Here is a 15,418-nt window from a genome sequence, read left to right on the forward strand (position 1 = left end):
CACTGTCTCCAGCACCGCAAGCTGTTCGGCGAACAAACCGCCTTCCCCATCGAACTCCCTGCCGCCGCTTGACGAGTTAGAACCCTGAGGTGTCTCACAGCCTCTTTGACGTCACCAGTGAAGCCCATCCACTCCTCGGGCGCCACAAGCACGGCAGCAGCGCCGCAACGGGCCACCTGCTGGGCATCAAGGGTTCCTGCCTATGTGATCAGCCTTCGATGGCACGAGCCGGCAGCAGTCAGAGTTCACCGGCATTCGGTGAAGCCCCAAGGTCACGCGACACCGGCCTCGACCCCGCTGCGTCCTCCGTCGGCGGGGCCGCTTTGCTTGCTTGAGAGCAACGTCACTCGGGGCACGGCGTCCCCCGCAGTGCGGCGTTCAACTGCTTGCCTTGTGCGTCCGTGAGCGGCCGGGCGTCGTTCCCGAATCGCTGTGCCGCAAGCCGATCCACCTTGTCGCCTCCGCCCGCGAGTGAGGAGCACTGGTTGCGGCCGGCGTCGATGGCCTTCTCTTCGTCCTCGACGATCCGTGGGTCCACGGCCCGAATCGCGCGAAGATTTACCTCTCGGTCGACACCGATCGGCGCGTCCGGGATGCCTGCGGCCTTCTCCGCAGTGCTGCCTCTGCCGGTGTCGGCCGAGGCGCTGCTGCTCGGTTCTGCCTTGTTTACATACCTCTGCTCAGTCGAGCAGGCGGCAAGGGACAGCAGCGCGGCGGTGGCGAGCAGGACAGCGGCGGGTCTCACGGTGGCACTCCGAATGTGGACGTGCGGGGTCTGACACGTGGGGCACGCGAATGGTTGCGCAGGTGCCGCACGGTGCCCGGGGCCGGTTGTCATAGCGGCCCAGTACCGTGGACTCATCCCATTCGCGCCTATGGCTGGGCGCAGCCACGAGACCGCCTCTCACCCGGAACGGTGCCCGGGGGAGGGGCGGACGCGTGTCAGTTGTCGCCTTCCGGCTCCGGGTGCAGCACGGCCTTCTTCACGGCCATCTCCAGCTCGAACCGGGACACCCCGGTCGCCTCGGCGTGCGCGGTCACCGCGGCCTGGAACTTCGCCGCCGCCTCACGCCACGGCTCCCACGCCTCCTTCGTGTAGGGCTCGGCGAGGGCCTTGCGCTGCTCTTCGGCGGAGGAGCCTTCCAGCGTGATCAGTTCTTCAGGCACATCGATTGCCACGGCCGGATCGTAAACGGCAGCACTGCCAATCGAGCGGAGCCGCGCAGGTCAGGCGGCTGTGACGACATCCGACCGGACTGCGGCTTCCCACTCCACCAGCAGCCGCTGATACTCCGCCTCGCCCTCCGGTGACAGCGGGCCGGCAGCCCACAGTGCGCGGATGTCCGAGTTCACCGCGGCGGGCGAGCGCACAGGCGTGGCAGGCGAAGGCGTGATCGGCATGGGAAGAGGCTACGGGGAGGCACTGACAATGGCCCCGACCGCCGCGTCCAGGGCCAGGTGCCATGGGAGGCCCTCGGGGCGCCGCTCGCCCGGCTGGTTCGGTACGAAGCCGCCTGGCCCGCACAGCACCGTCACCCCGGCGCCGTGGAGCGTCTCCATCGATCGGTCGAATCCGGATGGTGGACGTAGGTGGCGTTCACACAGTGCATCGTCACAGTCGGGCTCCGCTTCCCGATCCCCTCGGCAACCACGCCGACGACGAATGACGATGTCAGACCAAGGGCCCAGGCGTTGACCGTGTTGAACGTGGCCGGCGCGAACTGAATCACATCAGCCGGCGGCCACACGTCCGGTTCCCCAGGCAGCTTGTACTCGGAGCGCACCGGATGCCCGGTCAGCCGCTCCAGCTCCGGCGTCTGCTCGCCCAGCCACCAGGCCGCCGTCGGCGTCAGCCCGAGACACACATCCCACCCGCGGGCCTGAGCGTCCTCGATGCCCCGGGCCACCTCGAAGACGGGCGGGGCAGCGGATCCGAACGTCATGTTCTGGTGCATGCGCCGGTCGCGGATGCACTCGCCGAGGGTGTGCTGAGATCGCCCTGCGACCTTCTGGCATATGCCGTAGGAGTGGCGGCACACCGCAGATTCGAACGGTTGTTCACTCAGGTGGGCGGCCGATGCGGGATGATCTCCATCGTCGGTCACATTGCCGGTCTCGGGTCGCAGTCCACACCCCCCAAGGTGCGGCGACCCGGGGCCGGTTTTGTGTCATGGTGGGCTGATGTTCGCACTTCGCCAAGTTGACGCGATGGGAGTCCGGTGGGAGTCGAGTGGGAGATGATCATGGTGAACGTGAGCGAACTGACGCTGACCGGGGCCAACTGCTCGATGTCGCCTGTGCGTGATGCCGCCCAGGCCGGGCCCGTATTCAGCGGCGACGCACCAGGGGGGAATCGATCATGAACATCCCTTTCTTGGACAATTGGCGTAAGCGTCACGACGGTACGCGAGGGGCGGGGCTCGCCGCAGCCGTCGCGGCCGATCCGGAGGGCGTGGCCGAGCTTCTCGCCGAGTGCGAGCTGCTGCGTGTCCGGGCGGGGCAGCGGGGGCTCGAACTCGACGACACTCCGGCCTCGTTGGCGGCACTCGACCAGTTGCCGCCGCGCTGGCGCGACGATCCCGAGGAGCTGCCCTGGCTGGGCAACGATGCGGGGCTCTACCTCGGAACCGTCCTGGTGCGCAACGTCCCCGGTGCGGTCTGGAGTATCTGGCCGAGCGGGCAGCCCGTCGTGCGGCTCGCCTCGGGGCGGGAGATCGACGTGGTCGAGGCCGGGCTGGACTGGGCGATGGCGGGCAGCCCCGAGCTCTCGCAGGTCTATTCGGAGTCGGCCGAGGGGTAGCACTTCCATCAAAACCGGATAAGAAGCCTTATGCCCCATTTGTGCGTGTCGGAAGTGAAGTCCCTTTTCCCGCTGGATAGTTTGCGCTGACCTCGACATAGCGACAAGTGGGTGGGGCAGCGTATGGCCGTCGATCCTTTGATCGAGCTGCGGGACGTCAACAAGTTCTATGGACAGTTGCACGTACTGCGCGACATCAATCTCACCGTCGGCCGCGGGGAGGTGGTGGTGGTCATCGGCCCCTCCGGCTCCGGTAAATCGACGCTGTGCCGGACCATCAACCGGCTGGAGTCCATCGAGTCGGGCCGGATCGCGATCGACGGCAGACCGCTTCCGGAGGAAGGGAAGGGACTGGCCCAGCTCCGTGCCGAAGTCGGCATGGTCTTCCAGTCGTTCAACCTGTTCGCGCACAAGACCGTGCTGGCCAATGTCTCGCTCGCCCAGCTCAAGGTCCGCAAGCGGAAGAAGGACGAGGCCGATCGGCGCTCCCGGGAGCTGTTGGAACGGGTCGGACTCGCCGCGCACGCCGACAAGTTCCCCGCCCAGCTCTCCGGCGGCCAGCAGCAGCGCGTGGCCATCGCCCGCGCCCTCGCCATGGACCCCAAGGCACTGCTCTTCGACGAGCCCACCTCCGCCCTCGACCCGGAGATGATCAACGAGGTGCTGGAGGTCATGCAGCAGCTCGCGCGGGACGGCATGACCATGGTCGTCGTCACCCACGAGATGGGCTTCGCCCGCTCCGCCGCCAACCGTGTGGTCTTCATGGCCGACGGCCGGATCGTCGAGGACCGCACTCCCGAGGCGTTCTTCACCGCCCCGGAGAGTGACCGCGCCAAGGACTTCCTGTCCAAGATCCTCAAGCACTGACGGGGGCTCCGTGTTGCGTACGAGAAAGGTCCTGGCCGCCTGCGCCGGTCTCCTGCTGGCCGTGCTCGCCGCCGCCTGCGGCAAGGAGGGCAGCCCGCCGGTGAAGGGCCCGAAAGCCGATCAGTTGCCGGTGTACCAGGTCGACACGAGCTTCCGGCTGCCCGCATCACCGACCTGGACGAAGGCGAAGAAGCGGGGATACCTCCGGGTCGGGGCCAAGGAGGACCAGCCCTACCTCGGCGAGAAGGATCCGGCCACCGGCGTCTACTCAGGCTTCGACATCGAGATCGCCAAGATGATGGCGGCCTCGCTCGGCTTCGAGCCCAGGACGATCCGCTTCAGGACCATCGCCTCCGCCAACCGCGAGACGGCGCTGCAGAACGGTCAGATCGACTACTACGTCGGCACCTACACCATCAACGACATGCGCAAGAAACTCGTCGGCTTCGCGGGCCCCTACTTCATGGCCGGACAGTCGCTGCTCGTACGCACCGACGAGCACGACATCCACGGCCCGCAGGACCTGGCCGGCAGGACCGTCTGCTCGGCAGCCGGATCGACCCCGTACCAGCGCATCGCCGCCGACTACCCGAGGGCGATCCTGGTCGCCTACGACACGTACTCGATCTGCGTCGACAACCTGCTGACCTACCAGGTCGACGCCGTCACCACCGATGACGCGATCCTGCTGGGCTTCGCCGCCAAGGCGCCCAAGGAACTGAAGGTGGTGGGCAGGCCCTTCTCCCAGGAGCCGTACGGCATCGGCGTCCCGCGCAGCGACAACGCCTTGCGGTTCGCCCTGGACGACGCCCTGGAGGCGAACCAGAAGAACGGCAACTGGAAGAAGGCGTTCGAGGCCACACTCGGTCTGTCCGGAGTGCCCGCGCCGACCCCGCCGCCCATCGACCGCTACCCGGCGACCTGAGAGGGCGGGGACCGACATGGACGTACTCACGCAGAATTTCTCGCTCTACGGCAAGGGCTTCCTCGGCACGGTCGAGCTGACCGTCTACTCCTCGATCCTGGCCCTGCTCCTCGGCTTTCTCATGGCCTCCTGCCGGGTGGCTCCCGTGGGCTCGCTCCGGGTGCTCGGCACGGTCTGGGTGACGGTGCTGCGCAACACCCCGCTGACGCTGCTCTTCTTCGCCGTCCTGCTCGGACTGCCGCGCTTCGGACTGGTGCTTCCCTTCAAGGCCTTCGCCGTCCTGGCCCTCGGCTGCTACACCTCCGCGTTCATCTGCGAGGTGCTGCGCTCCGGCATCAACACCGTGCCGACGGGGCAGGGCGAGGCGGCCCGCAGCCTCGGCATGACGTTCGGCCAGACGCTGAACCACATCGTGCTGCCGCAGGCGTTCCGCTCGGTGATCCCGCCGATCGGCTCGACGCTGATCGCCCTCGCCAAGAACTCGGCGATCGCCGGGGCGTTCAGCGTCACCGAACTGCTCGGCACCTACAAGACCCTCAACGAGCTGGGGTACAGCATCATCTGGACCTTCGTGTGGATCGCCGTCGGCTACCTGATCATCACCCTGTCCATCAGTGCGCTCTTCCACATGATGGAGAAGCGCTGGGGAGTCGCCCGATGACCACCCGCACCCCGCCGACCGCCACCGCGCTCTACGACATCCCGGGACCGGTCACGCGCAGACGCCACCGTGTCTACGGGATCGTCTCGACGGCACTGATCCTGGCGTTGGTGGGCTGGATCGTCCATCTGCTCCTCGACACCGAGCAGTTCACCGCCGCCAAGTGGACCCCCTTCGAGTACAAGGGCATTCAGGAGCTGCTGCTGCGCGGACTGGGCAACACCCTCAAGGCGTTCGCGTACGCCGCAGTGCTCTCCCTCGTGCTCGGGGCGGTGCTCGCCGTCGGACGCCTCTCCGTCCACCGGGCCGTGCGCTGGGTCTCGACGCTCCTGGTCGAGTTCTTCCGGGCGATGCCCGTACTGGTGATGATCTTCTTCATCTTCGTGGCGCTGAAGGTGCAGCCGCTGCCCGCGCTGGTCACCGGTCTGACGCTGTACAACGGCTCTGTGCTGGCCGAGGTGTTCCGTACCGGAATCAACTCGGTGGATCGGGGCCAGCGCGAGGCCGCGTACGCGCTGGGGCTCCGCAAGACGCAGGTCACCACATACGTACTGGCCCCGCAGGCGGTGCGCGCCATGCTGCCCACGATCATCAGCCAGCTGGTGGTGGCGCTCAAGGACACCTCGCTCGGCTATCTGATCACCTACGAGGAATTCCTCCACGCGGGCAAGCTCATCGCCTCCAATCTCGACTACGATCTTCCCTTCATCCCCGTGGTGATGGTGATCTCGCCGATCTACATCGGGATGTGCATGCTGCTCTCCTGGTTCGCGACCTGGGTGGCGAAGCAGGAGCGGCGCAATCCCAAGACGAAGGCCGTGGAGGTCGCACCGGCCGAACCAGGAACGCTGCTGCCGGGAGTGCAGTAGCCGGGGTCCGCCGCGAAGCGGTCCCGAGGAGTGGTGCCCGCCCGGCAGCAGCCGGTGATCACTTCTCGCGCAGGACAACGGATCCGTGCGACGGGTCGTCCATGCGCGAGAAGAAGGTCAGCTGCGTGCCGGCCGGGCCGTGCTCGATGTACGGCGGCCGACGGCGTCGATCGACGCGGCGAACCGTTGACCGTCCGGGACGTCCTCGGTGCCGTTGCCTTCCCGCCCCTGCCCGAAGTGCGCAGGGGAAGGCGACGGCTCGGACGGTTCCCGCGGGGAAGAAGGATCCGGCAGACGTCCGCAGCGGTCCCCGGTTGCGGGGTCTGCGGCGCGACGCGGCCGTGCGGCTCACTTCAGCGCGCTCTTCGCCTGCCAGTCGGTCCAGCTCACATTCCACGCCCCGTATCCGTTGCCCTCAGCGACCGTGCCCTTGGCATCGGCGCCGGTGATCTCGAACGGGTCGCCGACCCGCACCTGCTGGTACAGCGAAGCGGCGTTGGCGTCACTCATGCCGACACAGCCCGAACTGTGGTTGGCCACACCGAAGTAGGCGGCGTTCCACGGTGCCGCGTGGGCATACATCCCCGACCAGGTCAGCCGCATCGACGAGTCGACCATCTTGTCGTAGGCATCGCCCAGGCCGACCGTCTCGGAGCGCATGTTGATCGTGCCCTCCTTGGCCATCAGTACAGCCGTGCCGCGCCAGGACGCCTTCTCGCCGCCCGGGGTGCCGGCCGACATGGGCACGTCCATGACGGTCTTTCCGTCCCTCTTCAGCGCCAGCCGGTGACGGTCGAGGTCGACCTTGACCACCTGGTCGGCGCCGATCGCGAAGGTGGTCCGGTAGTCGCGGACGAACCAGCCGCCGGACGGGCCCGAGTCGATGCCGTTGAGGTCGGCGTCGAGCGTCACCTTCGTGCCGGGCTTCCAGTACTCCTTCGGCCGCCAGTCGACGCGGTCCTTGCCGGAGTAGTCCTGCAGCCAGCCCCAGGAGCCCTCGGTGTTGTTCGAGGTGGTGACCTTCAGGGCCTTCTCCACCGCGGCCCTGTCCTTCACCGGGTTGTCGAAGACGATCGACAGCGGCTGGGCGATGCCGACCGTGGTGTTCTTGCCGGGGGCCAGCGTCAGCTTGTTGACCTTCTCGGCCGCCGAGGTGGTGAAGCCGGCCTTGTCGCTGCCGCCCTCGGTGTCCTTCGCCTCGACACTGTACGTGGTGCCGGGCGCGGCCGGCCGGTCCGATGTCCAGGTCCTGCCGTCGGCGGATATCCGGCCGGTGAGCGCGTCGCCCCCGGTCGCGTTCACCGTGACCGTCTTCAGCTTTCCGGCGCCCAGGGTCACCTTCACCGGCTCGCCGGGGGCGGCCTCGGCGCCCTTCAGGTTCACCGAGATCCTGGTGTCGTGCGCCGGTGCGACCCCGGTCGCCCCCTTGCCCGAGTCCGACGCGGAGGCGCCGGAACAGGCGGTGAGCGTGGCGCCGAGCACGGTGGTGCCGGCGATCAGGGTGAGCCGGACCGGGTGGACGAGCGGGGCGGTACGGCGTATGCGCCGACGTGCGGAGAACAACGGAAACCTCCAAGGCATTGCTTCTCATTGGTGAAGAGGCGTTACCACCGACGATAGGTTCCACAAATCGGCCGAAAACCAGGAAATCCTCTGTGTGACATGGACCGCAGCACAACGGTCATCGTCCGGTCACATACGCCGCGCGGCTCCGTCACGGACCGCTGTGAGCATCCTGTGCAGCCCTGCGGAGCCGACAGCGGGGCGGACCAGGGAGGGCCACGAACATGTCAGCACTGCTCGCGACCGGGAACCGCAGCCGCGACCAGGAGCTACGGATACGCGGCCTGACCGCCGCCGAGCACCGGGCTTTCGTCGCCACCCGCACGGAGGCGAGCTTTCTGCAGTATCCGTCCTGGGCCGGGGTGAAGGACCAGTGGACCTCGGAAATGGTCGGCTGGCACAGCGATCTCGGCGAACTGGCCGGGGCCGCTCTGGTGCTTTACCGGCAATTCCCTGGAACCCGCAAGTACTTCGCCTATCTGCCCGAGGGCCCGGTGGCCGACTGGGCCGATCCCGACACGGACCGCTGGCTGCGACCGCTCGTGGCCCATCTGCGGAAGGCGGGTGCCTTCGCCGTTCGGATCGGCCCCTCACCCGCGTACCGCCGTTGGGACACCGCCCGCCTCAAGGCGGCCACCGGCCCCGGCCGGAGGATCGGCGACGTGCTCGCCACCGAGGTGGACCCGCTCGGCACGGCCGTCGCCGAACGGCTCCGGGCCCGGGGCTGGCGCCGCTGCGGCGGCGACGGGGGAGAGGACGCCGACGCGCAGCCGCGCTACGTCTTCCGGGTCCCGCTCGCCGGGCGGACCCCAGACGAACTGTGGTCGGGACTCAACCAGGAATGGCGCCGCAACGTTCGCAAGGCCCGGAAGGACGGGGTGCGGATCGTCATCGGCAGCGAGGCCGAACTCCCCGAATTCCACCGGCTGCTGCGGATCACCGAGGAGCGCGACGGCTTCCGGCTCGGCCGCTCCCTCGCGTACTACCAGCGGCAGTACGCCGTACTCAACGCCGAGCGGCCCGGCCGGATGAGGCTCTACCTCGCCGTCCACCAGGGCGAGATCCTGGCCGCCCACACCATGATCAGCACCGGTCGGCGGGTCTGGTACCAGACCGGCGCTTCCGCCGACCACCGCCGCGAGGTGCGTCCCAGCAACGCGTTGCAGTGGAAGATGATGCTCGACGCCCATGAGCTCGGTGCTGATGTGCATGACATGCGCGGGGTACCCTCCACCCTTGACCCCGACGACCGCCCCTTCGGGCTGCTCCGTTGGAAACTCGGCACCGGAGGCCAGGTCGTCGAGACCCTCGGAGAGTGGGAGACATCGGTGGGCGGAGCCGCCAACAACACCTTGTACCGTGCGTTCCAGGCATACCTGGCCCGCCGATGACGGCCACCGAGGCGGCCTCGAAGGCCCCGGAACGCACGTCCGGCTCGGTGCTGCGCAGCGGCGCCGTCATGGCGTCCGGCTCCGTCGTCTCCCGGGCGACCGGCTTCGTACGCTCGGCGGTCGTCGTCGCCGCGCTCGGCACCGGACTCCAGGCCGACGGCTACACCGTCGCCAACACCGTGCCCAACATCCTCTACACGCTGCTCATCGGCGGCGCGCTCAACGCCGTCTTCGTCCCGGAGCTGGTCCGGGCCGCCAGGAACCACGCCGACGGCGGAGCCGCGTACACCGACCGGCTGCTCACCCTCTGTACCATCGGGCTCCTCGCCCTCACCGCGCTGACGGTCGTCGGCGCACCGTGGATCGTCTCGGTCTACGCCCCCGACTACCACGGCGAACAGGCCGATCTGACCATCGCCCTGGCCCGCTACTGCCTGCCGCAGATCCTCTTCTACGGACTGTTCACCCTGCTCGGCCAAGTGCTGGGCGCCCGTGACCGGTTCGGCGCGATGATGTGGACCCCGGTCCTCAACAACGTCGTGATCATCGCCGTGTTCGGGATCTATCTCGGCGTGGCGACCGGCTCCGACGGTACGTTGACCTCGGCGCAGGCCGAGTGGCTCGGCTGGGGAACCACCGCCGGGATCGCGGTGCAGACGCTCGCCCTGGTGCCCGCGCTGCGGGCCGCGAAGTTCCGCTGGCGACCGCGGTTCGACTGGCGCGGCAGCGGTCTCACCCGACCGCTGCGTGCGGCCGGCTGGCTCGTCATGCTCGTGCTGACCAACCAGATCGCCTACTGGGTGGTCACCCGGCTCTCCACCGCCACCGGCCAGCATGCCGTCGAACAGCACGTGTCGGGCGGCGTCGGCTACACCGCGTACAGCTACGCCTATCAGCTGTGGGTGGTGCCGCACGGCATCGTGACCGTCTCCCTCGTCACGGCGCTGATGCCCCGGATGAGCCGGTCGGCGGCCGACGACGACCTGACGGGTGTGCGGCGCGACGTCTCGTACGCGTTGCGCACCTCGGCCGCGGTCGTGGTGCCCGCCGTGGCCGTGCTGTGCGCGCTGGCGCCGTGGGTGATGGGGGCCGTGTACGGATACGGGCGCACCGGCGCCGCGGACATCACGGCCATGGCGGGGATGATGATGGCGTTCGCACCGGGGCTGATCGCCTACTCCGGGCAGTACGTGCTCTCCCGCGCGTTCTACGCGATGAGCGACACCCGCACGCCGTTCCTCCTCAATCTGGTCATCGCGGCACTCAACGCCGGACTCTGCGTCGTCGCGTATCTGCTGCTGCCGGTCCGTTGGGCCGTGACCGGAATGGCCGGGGCGTACTCGGTGGCACTGTTCGCCGGCTTCGGCGTCACCGCGTACGTGCTGCACCGCAGGGTCTGCGCCGGCGCAGCCGCCCGGCCCTCGCTGCTGCGCTCGGCCGGCCTGTGGGCGCAGCTGCGGCTGGTGGTGGCGAGTGTGCCCGCCGGGCTGCTGGGATACCTGGCCGCTCGCGCCTGCGAGGGATTCGGTGACTTCGCGGCGGTGGGGGCAGGGACCGTCGTGCTGCTGCTCACGGTCGCGCTGCTGGCCCGGCCGCTCCGGCTGCGGGAGATCAGCGCCCTGATCGCGGCGGGCCGCGGGCGGCTGCGGCGGGCCTGATCCGTCGGGCGCACGGCCCGCTCGCCGGTTCGAATTCACTCCTTGATCGCTGGGATACTGCTGCCATGCCTCGCGTGTTGCTGATCGAAGACGACCCCTCCGTACGGGAAGGGGTCGAGCTGGGGCTGCGGCGGCGCGGCCATGAACTGCGGGCCGTCGAGACCGGTGAGGCGGGGCTGGCCGCGCTGGGGGAGTTCCGGCCCGATCTGGTGCTCCTCGACCTGATGCTCCCCGGGATGAACGGGGTCCAGGTCTGCCGACGGGTCCGGGAGACCAGCCAGCTCCCGATCATCATGCTCACGGCGCGCGGCGACGACTTCGACGTGGTCGTCGGTCTGGAGGCCGGGGCCGACGACTACATCGTCAAACCCGCCCGCACCGAGGTGATCGAGGCCAGGATCCGTGCCGTACTGCGCAGGCTCGCCGAGCCCGCGGGACGCAGCGGCCTCGAACACCACGGCGAACTCGTCGTCGACCGCACCGGGCTCTCGGTCGCCAAGGCGGGGGAGCGGCTCCTCCTGGCGCCCTCCGAGCTGAAGCTGCTGTTCCACCTCTCGGCCTCCCCCGAGCAGGTGTTCAGCAGGCAGCAGCTCCTCGAATGCGTCTGGGAGCACAGCTACCATGGGGACGCCCGACTGGTCGACGCCTGCGTGCGGCGGCTGAGACAGAAGATCGAGGACGTGGCGGGCAGCCCGCGCTACATCCAGACCGTCCGCGGTTTCGGCTACCGCTTCGGGCCGCTCGCATGAAGCTCTTCGCCGCCCGGTTCGGACTGCGGACCCGTCTCATAGCCGCCTTCCTGCTGGTCGCGGCGATCAGTGCCGTCACCACCGCGACCCTGACCTACCGCGAGGCCCGCTCCGCCATCCTCCAACAGGCCCAGGACACGGCCGTCGACCAGTTCCGCGACCGGATCGGTGCGCTGTCCGTGACCCTGCCCGTGGACGAGGAGCAACTGCGGCGGAACTGTCAGCACCTCGCCAGGGAGGGCAAGCCGCAGACCCGCGTCTTCGCCGAGTACGGGAACATCCGGGTCTCCTCGTCGGACCGGCCCACCTCCAACGTGATCACCTCCGCACTGCGCGACGCCGTCCGCGGCAACGCGAGCGGCTCCTTCCAACGGGTCGTCAAGGACGGCAGGCCCTGGCTGACCGTCGGGATGCCCGCTCTGTTCGACCGGGGCGACGGACGCCAGCCCACCGGGCTCTTCCTCTACGCCGTGATACCGCTGACCACCGAGGAGGCCAATGTCAAGGCCATGGTCACCGCGGCCCGCGACGGTGCCTTGCCCGCACTTCTGATCGCGCTGGTGCCCGCCCTGCTCGCCGCCCGCAGCGTGCTGCGTCCGGTACGCGATCTGCGGCGGGCGGCGGCGGGCATCGGCCGGGGCGAGCTCGACACCCGTATCGAGGTCCGGGGCTCCGACGAACTGGCCGAACTCGCCTGGACGTTCAACGAGTCCTCGACAAAACTCCAGGAATCGGTGGAGGAGCTCCGGCGGGCGGAGGCGCGGGCCAGACGCTTCGCCTCCGACGTCTCGCACGAACTGCGCACCCCGCTCGCCGGTATGCTCGCCGTCACCGAGGTGCTCGACGAGGACGCCGCCCAGCTGAACTCCGACACCGCGGCGGCCGTCCGGCTGATCAGTGCCGAGACGGGGAAGCTCGCCACCCTGGTCGAGGATCTGATGGAGATCTCCCGCTTCGACGCGAAGGCGGCGGATCTCCATCTCGACGAGGTCGATGTCGCCGAGACGATCCGCAAGACCCTGCAGAGCAGGCGCTGGGAGGACAGGGTGGACACCGAACTTCCCGACGGAGTGAGGGCGCTGCTCGACCCGCGTCGATTCGATGTCGTCGTCGCGAACCTCGTGGGCAATGCCCTCCGGCACGGTGCGCGGCCCGTCACCGTGCGGCTGCGGACCCAATCGCGGGGCGCAACCTCCTGGCTGGTGACCGAAGTCGCGGACAACGGACCGGGTATCGACCCGGCAGTGCTTCCGCACATCTTCGACCGGTTCTACAAGGCCGACGCGGCCCGCACCCGTTCGGCGGGCAGCGGGCTCGGTCTGGCGATCACTCAGGAGAACGTGCGGCTGCACGGCGGTACCGTGCACGCGGCCAACGAGCCCGGAGGCGGCGCGGTCCTCACCGTGGAACTGCCGCTGGAGGGGCAGTGAGAGGCGTACGAGCCCTCCGCATCCTGCTGCCCCTCGTGCTGACGGTGGCCGGATGCGGGATACAGGCGACGGATGTCGTCGAGGTCGGCGACCCGGCGACGGTGGACGTGGCGCCGGGCGGCCCGGAGGGCACGCTGCTCTACTTCGTTTCCTCGTCCTCCGCCAGCCGGCTGATGCCGGTGGTGCGGCAGGTCGACCTGACGACGGAAGGCGATGCCGGCACCGGGGGCGCGGTGCGCGTGTGGCGCGGATCCGACAAGGCCATGATCATGCTCTTCGACGGCCCCACCAAGGCCGAGGCCGACGCGGGGCTGCGCACCGAACTGCCGTACATCCGGACACTGGGTCTGACTCTGGGGCCGGACGGGGTGACGGTCCGGGTGAACACAGCCGTCACGGAACTCTCCGAGGTCGCCCGGCAGCAGCTGATCTGCACGGCCGCCCAGGCCCGTACCGCGGACCGGGGTGCGGAGGTGAAGGTGATCGGTACCGACGGTGTCATCGGGCCGGCCCACTGCTCCGTCTGACGCCCGCCCGGTCCGTGGGGCCGGGATCGGACCGTCGCCCGGTGCGAGCTGCGCGGCGCCGGGACGGGAGCCTGCGCGGCCCGCGTCGCATCGGCGACGATCTCCACCACATCGGGCCCGCACGCCCGGGAGTCGACCACCTTCAGCAGCAGTCAGGACGTGTTGTTGTCGCGCTTGCGGGCCGGCTTCGCGTGGTTGCGTTCCGCCACGTCGATCCGCGGCGGCTTGCCACCCGGCACACCGACCGTCGACCCGGTCCGGCAGTCCGCGCGAGGCGCGGCGGCCCGTCAGCCGCAGCAAGTCACCGATGGTTGCCACGACCGGGCGCGTGGTGAATGATCTCGGAGGCGGCGGCCGCGTCCCTCCAGGGGCATCGGGGCAAGGGGGCAGCAATCCTTTCGGTAATCGTCAATGTGCTGATCGGCCTGGCGACCAGTCTCATCGGTGGTGCGTGCGTATGGCTCTGGGAACGCGGCAAGCGGTCCCGCGTGGTACGGCGCAAGGCGGACTTCTTCGGTGTGGTGCCGGGAGAGACCTGTGTGATCGTCATCGGCAACAAGTACAACCTGCCGGACGCGACGAACCGCAAGGACGTCCGCGCCATCATCGAGGTGGCGACACTGGCCAGCCAGCTCGGCAGCGATGTAGTCACCGAATCCAGCAACGACTTCCGCGGCAGCAACGACGTCCGGACGGAGTTCTGCATCGGTGGCCCGCTCGGTGACGCCAACATCCGTACGGGTGGCCACCTGGCCGCGCATCTGCCGGGCATCACCATCCTTCCGTACAGCGAGGAGCCCGAGTCGGGGGCCTTCGTCGTCGGCGGTCAACGGTATTTGTTCGAGAAGGACAGCCTGGAATTCACGCTGGTGGCCAAATTCACGCCACCGGAGGCCACCCGCCCGGTCTTCCTCATCTGCGGACATAGTTCCTTGGCGAACCAGGCCGCCATCCACTACCTCAAGCGGCACCACCGTGACGTGGCTCGCTCCCTCGAATCGTTGGACCGTTTCTGCATCCTGATCAAAGTGCCGGCCATCAGAACGTACGGTTTCCAGGCCGCCGCCCTGGAGCGTGACATCACTAGGGAGGCATTCACCCGGGTCTGACGTCATGGGTGACGCCCGTCCGTCGCCGGATCACGACGGGGAGGCGTTTCTCCCCGTACCCGGTCGGCCACCGCGGCCCAGGCGACACGGGCCGCGAGAGAGCTGCGTACGTCGGCCGCCCTGGCGAAGGCAGCACCGTCCGACCGTCCGAAAGCCGACCGACGACGTCGGCACCGTTGTCGTCCGCACCGCCCACTCGCCGGACCTCAGTGCGGCCGTCCCGCCGACACAGGCTTGCCACAAGCTCCTCGAACTCGGTGCCAGTCATCGCATCCACCTCGGCCGGTGCCTCATCAGCCGAAGTTCGCCGCAGTGTTCCCCGCCGCTCGCGCCGTTCTGTGAGCCGGTGGCCTCGTGGCCGTTTCCGGGGGCTGGAGGAGAGCTCGGACAGCTTTGGTCAAGAGCTCGACCGCTAATGTATCCCGCTCAGGAAAGATGCTGGATTGTCGGGCCCATCCCGCCTTACGGTGGCGCCATGAGTGATCACCCCGAAGCGCCTGTCGCGCCCGTCGCGGCCTATGAACCCCCCTACTACGTGGCTGTCTTCACCACGGTGCGAACCCAGGACCAGAGCGGCTACGGCGAGACCAACGCACGTATGGAAGACCTGGTGAAGGACGTCCCTGGGTTCCTGGGGATGGACCACGCGCAGACTCCTGACGGGCTGGGCATCACCGTCGGGTACTTCCGCGACGCCGACGCCCTCACGGAGTGGCGGAGCAACGCCGAGCACCGCGCAGCCCAACAGCGCGGGCGAGTCGAGTGGTACCAGAGCTACACGCTGCATGTGGCGAAAGTGGAGCGGAGCCACGGGTTCACGCGACCGTAGGTCCCGCAGAGCCCGACAGCAGTCTGACCAACCGAAGCCA

General features: G+C 68.7%; 17 protein-coding genes and 1 pseudogene. 12 read left to right on the top strand and 6 right to left on the bottom strand.

The window, feature by feature from the left end; translation table 11 throughout:
• Nucleotides 1-343: 343 nt before the first annotated feature.
• The 4 genes and pseudogenes from ACIOHC_RS39700 to ACIOHC_RS39715 form a co-directional block, all read right to left on the bottom strand.
• Entirely contained in the window at nucleotides 344-745 is a 402-nt protein-coding gene (locus ACIOHC_RS39700) for a hypothetical protein (RefSeq protein ID WP_351077362.1), read from the bottom strand.
• Between the two features lie 197 nt (nucleotides 746-942).
• Nucleotides 943-1,179 (bottom strand): hypothetical protein, encoded by a 237-nt coding sequence (locus ACIOHC_RS39705; RefSeq protein WP_351077359.1) that lies wholly within the window; start codon nucleotides 1,177-1,179, stop codon nucleotides 943-945.
• 48 nt (nucleotides 1,180-1,227) lie between these two features.
• Nucleotides 1,228-1,401: a hypothetical protein gene (locus tag ACIOHC_RS39710; RefSeq protein ID WP_351077356.1), complete on the bottom strand. Its 174-nt coding sequence runs from the start codon at nucleotides 1,399-1,401 to the stop codon at nucleotides 1,228-1,230.
• 9 nt (nucleotides 1,402-1,410) lie between these two features.
• Nucleotides 1,411-1,955, bottom strand: a pseudogene (locus tag ACIOHC_RS39715) (flavoprotein).
• 404 nt (nucleotides 1,956-2,359) lie between these two features.
• Between ACIOHC_RS39715 and ACIOHC_RS39720 the strand changes: the two are divergent.
• From ACIOHC_RS39720 to ACIOHC_RS39740, 5 genes are all read left to right on the top strand, one after another.
• Nucleotides 2,360-2,800 carry a DUF6278 family protein gene (locus ACIOHC_RS39720; protein WP_351077353.1) on the top strand — a complete coding sequence of 147 codons (441 nt, stop codon included), beginning with the start codon at nucleotides 2,360-2,362 and terminating at the stop codon, nucleotides 2,798-2,800.
• A 123-nt stretch (nucleotides 2,801-2,923) separates the two neighbouring features.
• A complete protein-coding gene (locus ACIOHC_RS39725) occupies nucleotides 2,924-3,667 on the top strand; it encodes an amino acid ABC transporter ATP-binding protein (RefSeq protein WP_351077371.1) in 744 nt (247 codons plus the stop codon).
• A gap of 13 nt (nucleotides 3,668-3,680) precedes the next feature.
• Complete coding sequence (locus tag ACIOHC_RS39730) at nucleotides 3,681-4,592, top strand: glutamate ABC transporter substrate-binding protein (protein ID WP_351077368.1); 912 nt, start codon at nucleotides 3,681-3,683, stop codon at nucleotides 4,590-4,592.
• Between the two features lie 16 nt (nucleotides 4,593-4,608).
• Nucleotides 4,609-5,253, top strand: coding sequence for an amino acid ABC transporter permease (locus ACIOHC_RS39735; RefSeq protein WP_351077350.1), 645 nt, complete (start codon nucleotides 4,609-4,611; stop codon nucleotides 5,251-5,253).
• Nucleotides 5,250-6,122 (top strand): amino acid ABC transporter permease, encoded by an 873-nt coding sequence (locus ACIOHC_RS39740; protein ID WP_351077347.1) that lies wholly within the window; start codon nucleotides 5,250-5,252, stop codon nucleotides 6,120-6,122. The genes ACIOHC_RS39735 and ACIOHC_RS39740 overlap by 4 nt, the downstream gene beginning before the upstream one ends.
• Before the next feature lie 348 nt (nucleotides 6,123-6,470).
• Here ACIOHC_RS39740 and ACIOHC_RS39745 read toward each other — a convergent pair whose 3' ends face one another.
• A complete protein-coding gene (locus ACIOHC_RS39745) occupies nucleotides 6,471-7,685 on the bottom strand; it encodes an Ig-like domain-containing protein (RefSeq protein ID WP_351077344.1) in 1,215 nt (404 codons plus the stop codon).
• A 224-nt stretch (nucleotides 7,686-7,909) separates the two neighbouring features.
• Here ACIOHC_RS39745 and ACIOHC_RS39750 point away from each other — a divergent pair, with 224 nt between their 5' ends.
• From ACIOHC_RS39750 to ACIOHC_RS39775, 6 genes are all read left to right on the top strand, one after another.
• Nucleotides 7,910-9,076 (top strand): peptidoglycan bridge formation glycyltransferase FemA/FemB family protein, encoded by a 1,167-nt coding sequence (locus ACIOHC_RS39750; RefSeq protein ID WP_351077342.1) that lies wholly within the window; start codon nucleotides 7,910-7,912, stop codon nucleotides 9,074-9,076.
• A complete protein-coding gene (gene murJ / locus ACIOHC_RS39755) occupies nucleotides 9,073-10,734 on the top strand; it encodes a murein biosynthesis integral membrane protein MurJ (protein WP_351077339.1) in 1,662 nt (553 codons plus the stop codon). Before ACIOHC_RS39750 ends, murJ begins: the two co-directional genes overlap by 4 nt.
• A 65-nt stretch (nucleotides 10,735-10,799) precedes the next feature.
• Nucleotides 10,800-11,483 (top strand): response regulator transcription factor, encoded by a 684-nt coding sequence (locus ACIOHC_RS39760; protein ID WP_351077337.1) that lies wholly within the window; start codon nucleotides 10,800-10,802, stop codon nucleotides 11,481-11,483.
• Nucleotides 11,480-12,913 (top strand): HAMP domain-containing sensor histidine kinase, encoded by a 1,434-nt coding sequence (locus ACIOHC_RS39765; RefSeq protein ID WP_351077334.1) that lies wholly within the window; start codon nucleotides 11,480-11,482, stop codon nucleotides 12,911-12,913. The genes ACIOHC_RS39760 and ACIOHC_RS39765 overlap by 4 nt, the downstream gene beginning before the upstream one ends.
• The gene (locus ACIOHC_RS39770) at nucleotides 12,910-13,440 is read left to right on the top strand and encodes a hypothetical protein (RefSeq protein WP_351077331.1); all 531 of its coding nucleotides are present in this window, start codon (nucleotides 12,910-12,912) and stop codon (nucleotides 13,438-13,440) included. Before ACIOHC_RS39765 ends, ACIOHC_RS39770 begins: the two co-directional genes overlap by 4 nt.
• 335 nt (nucleotides 13,441-13,775) lie before the next feature.
• Entirely contained in the window at nucleotides 13,776-14,549 is a 774-nt protein-coding gene (locus ACIOHC_RS39775; RefSeq protein ID WP_351077329.1) for a hypothetical protein, read from the top strand.
• On the opposite strand, the gene ACIOHC_RS39780 is transcribed toward ACIOHC_RS39775, so the two are convergent.
• On the bottom strand, nucleotides 14,536-14,817 hold the full coding sequence (locus ACIOHC_RS39780) for a restriction endonuclease (RefSeq protein WP_401846404.1): 282 nt from the start codon (nucleotides 14,815-14,817) through the stop codon (nucleotides 14,536-14,538). The genes ACIOHC_RS39775 and ACIOHC_RS39780 overlap by 14 nt on opposite strands.
• A gap of 207 nt (nucleotides 14,818-15,024) precedes the next feature.
• Here ACIOHC_RS39780 and ACIOHC_RS39785 point away from each other — a divergent pair, with 207 nt between their 5' ends.
• Nucleotides 15,025-15,378: an antibiotic biosynthesis monooxygenase gene (locus tag ACIOHC_RS39785; RefSeq protein WP_351077327.1), complete on the top strand. Its 354-nt coding sequence runs from the start codon at nucleotides 15,025-15,027 to the stop codon at nucleotides 15,376-15,378.
• Nucleotides 15,379-15,418: the final 40 nt, after the last annotated feature.

It is taken from the genome of Streptomyces sp. NPDC088252, from assembly GCF_044740965.1.
Lineage (GTDB): Bacteria > Actinomycetota > Actinomycetes > Streptomycetales > Streptomycetaceae > Streptomyces.

Excerpts from the sequence above, each read along its gene's own strand:
- ACIOHC_RS39710 (WP_351077356.1), bottom strand. The coding sequence starts at position 1,401 with ATGCCGATCACGCCTTCGCCTGCCACGCCTGTGCGCTCGCCCGCCGCG.
- ACIOHC_RS39720 (WP_351077353.1), top strand. The coding sequence starts at position 2,360 with ATGAACATCCCTTTCTTGGACAATTGGCGTAAGCGTCACGACGGTACG.
- ACIOHC_RS39725 (WP_351077371.1), top strand. The coding sequence starts at position 2,924 with ATGGCCGTCGATCCTTTGATCGAGCTGCGGGACGTCAACAAGTTCTAT.
- ACIOHC_RS39735 (WP_351077350.1), top strand. The coding sequence starts at position 4,609 with ATGGACGTACTCACGCAGAATTTCTCGCTCTACGGCAAGGGCTTCCTC.
- ACIOHC_RS39740 (WP_351077347.1), top strand. The coding sequence starts at position 5,250 with ATGACCACCCGCACCCCGCCGACCGCCACCGCGCTCTACGACATCCCG.
- ACIOHC_RS39750 (WP_351077342.1), top strand. The coding sequence starts at position 7,910 with ATGTCAGCACTGCTCGCGACCGGGAACCGCAGCCGCGACCAGGAGCTA.
- murJ (WP_351077339.1), top strand. The coding sequence starts at position 9,073 with ATGACGGCCACCGAGGCGGCCTCGAAGGCCCCGGAACGCACGTCCGGC.
- ACIOHC_RS39760 (WP_351077337.1), top strand. The coding sequence starts at position 10,800 with ATGCCTCGCGTGTTGCTGATCGAAGACGACCCCTCCGTACGGGAAGGG.
- ACIOHC_RS39765 (WP_351077334.1), top strand. The coding sequence starts at position 11,480 with ATGAAGCTCTTCGCCGCCCGGTTCGGACTGCGGACCCGTCTCATAGCC.
- ACIOHC_RS39775 (WP_351077329.1), top strand. The coding sequence starts at position 13,776 with ATGATCTCGGAGGCGGCGGCCGCGTCCCTCCAGGGGCATCGGGGCAAG.
- ACIOHC_RS39780 (WP_401846404.1), bottom strand. The coding sequence starts at position 14,817 with ATGACTGGCACCGAGTTCGAGGAGCTTGTGGCAAGCCTGTGTCGGCGG.
- ACIOHC_RS39785 (WP_351077327.1), top strand. The coding sequence starts at position 15,025 with ATGAGTGATCACCCCGAAGCGCCTGTCGCGCCCGTCGCGGCCTATGAA.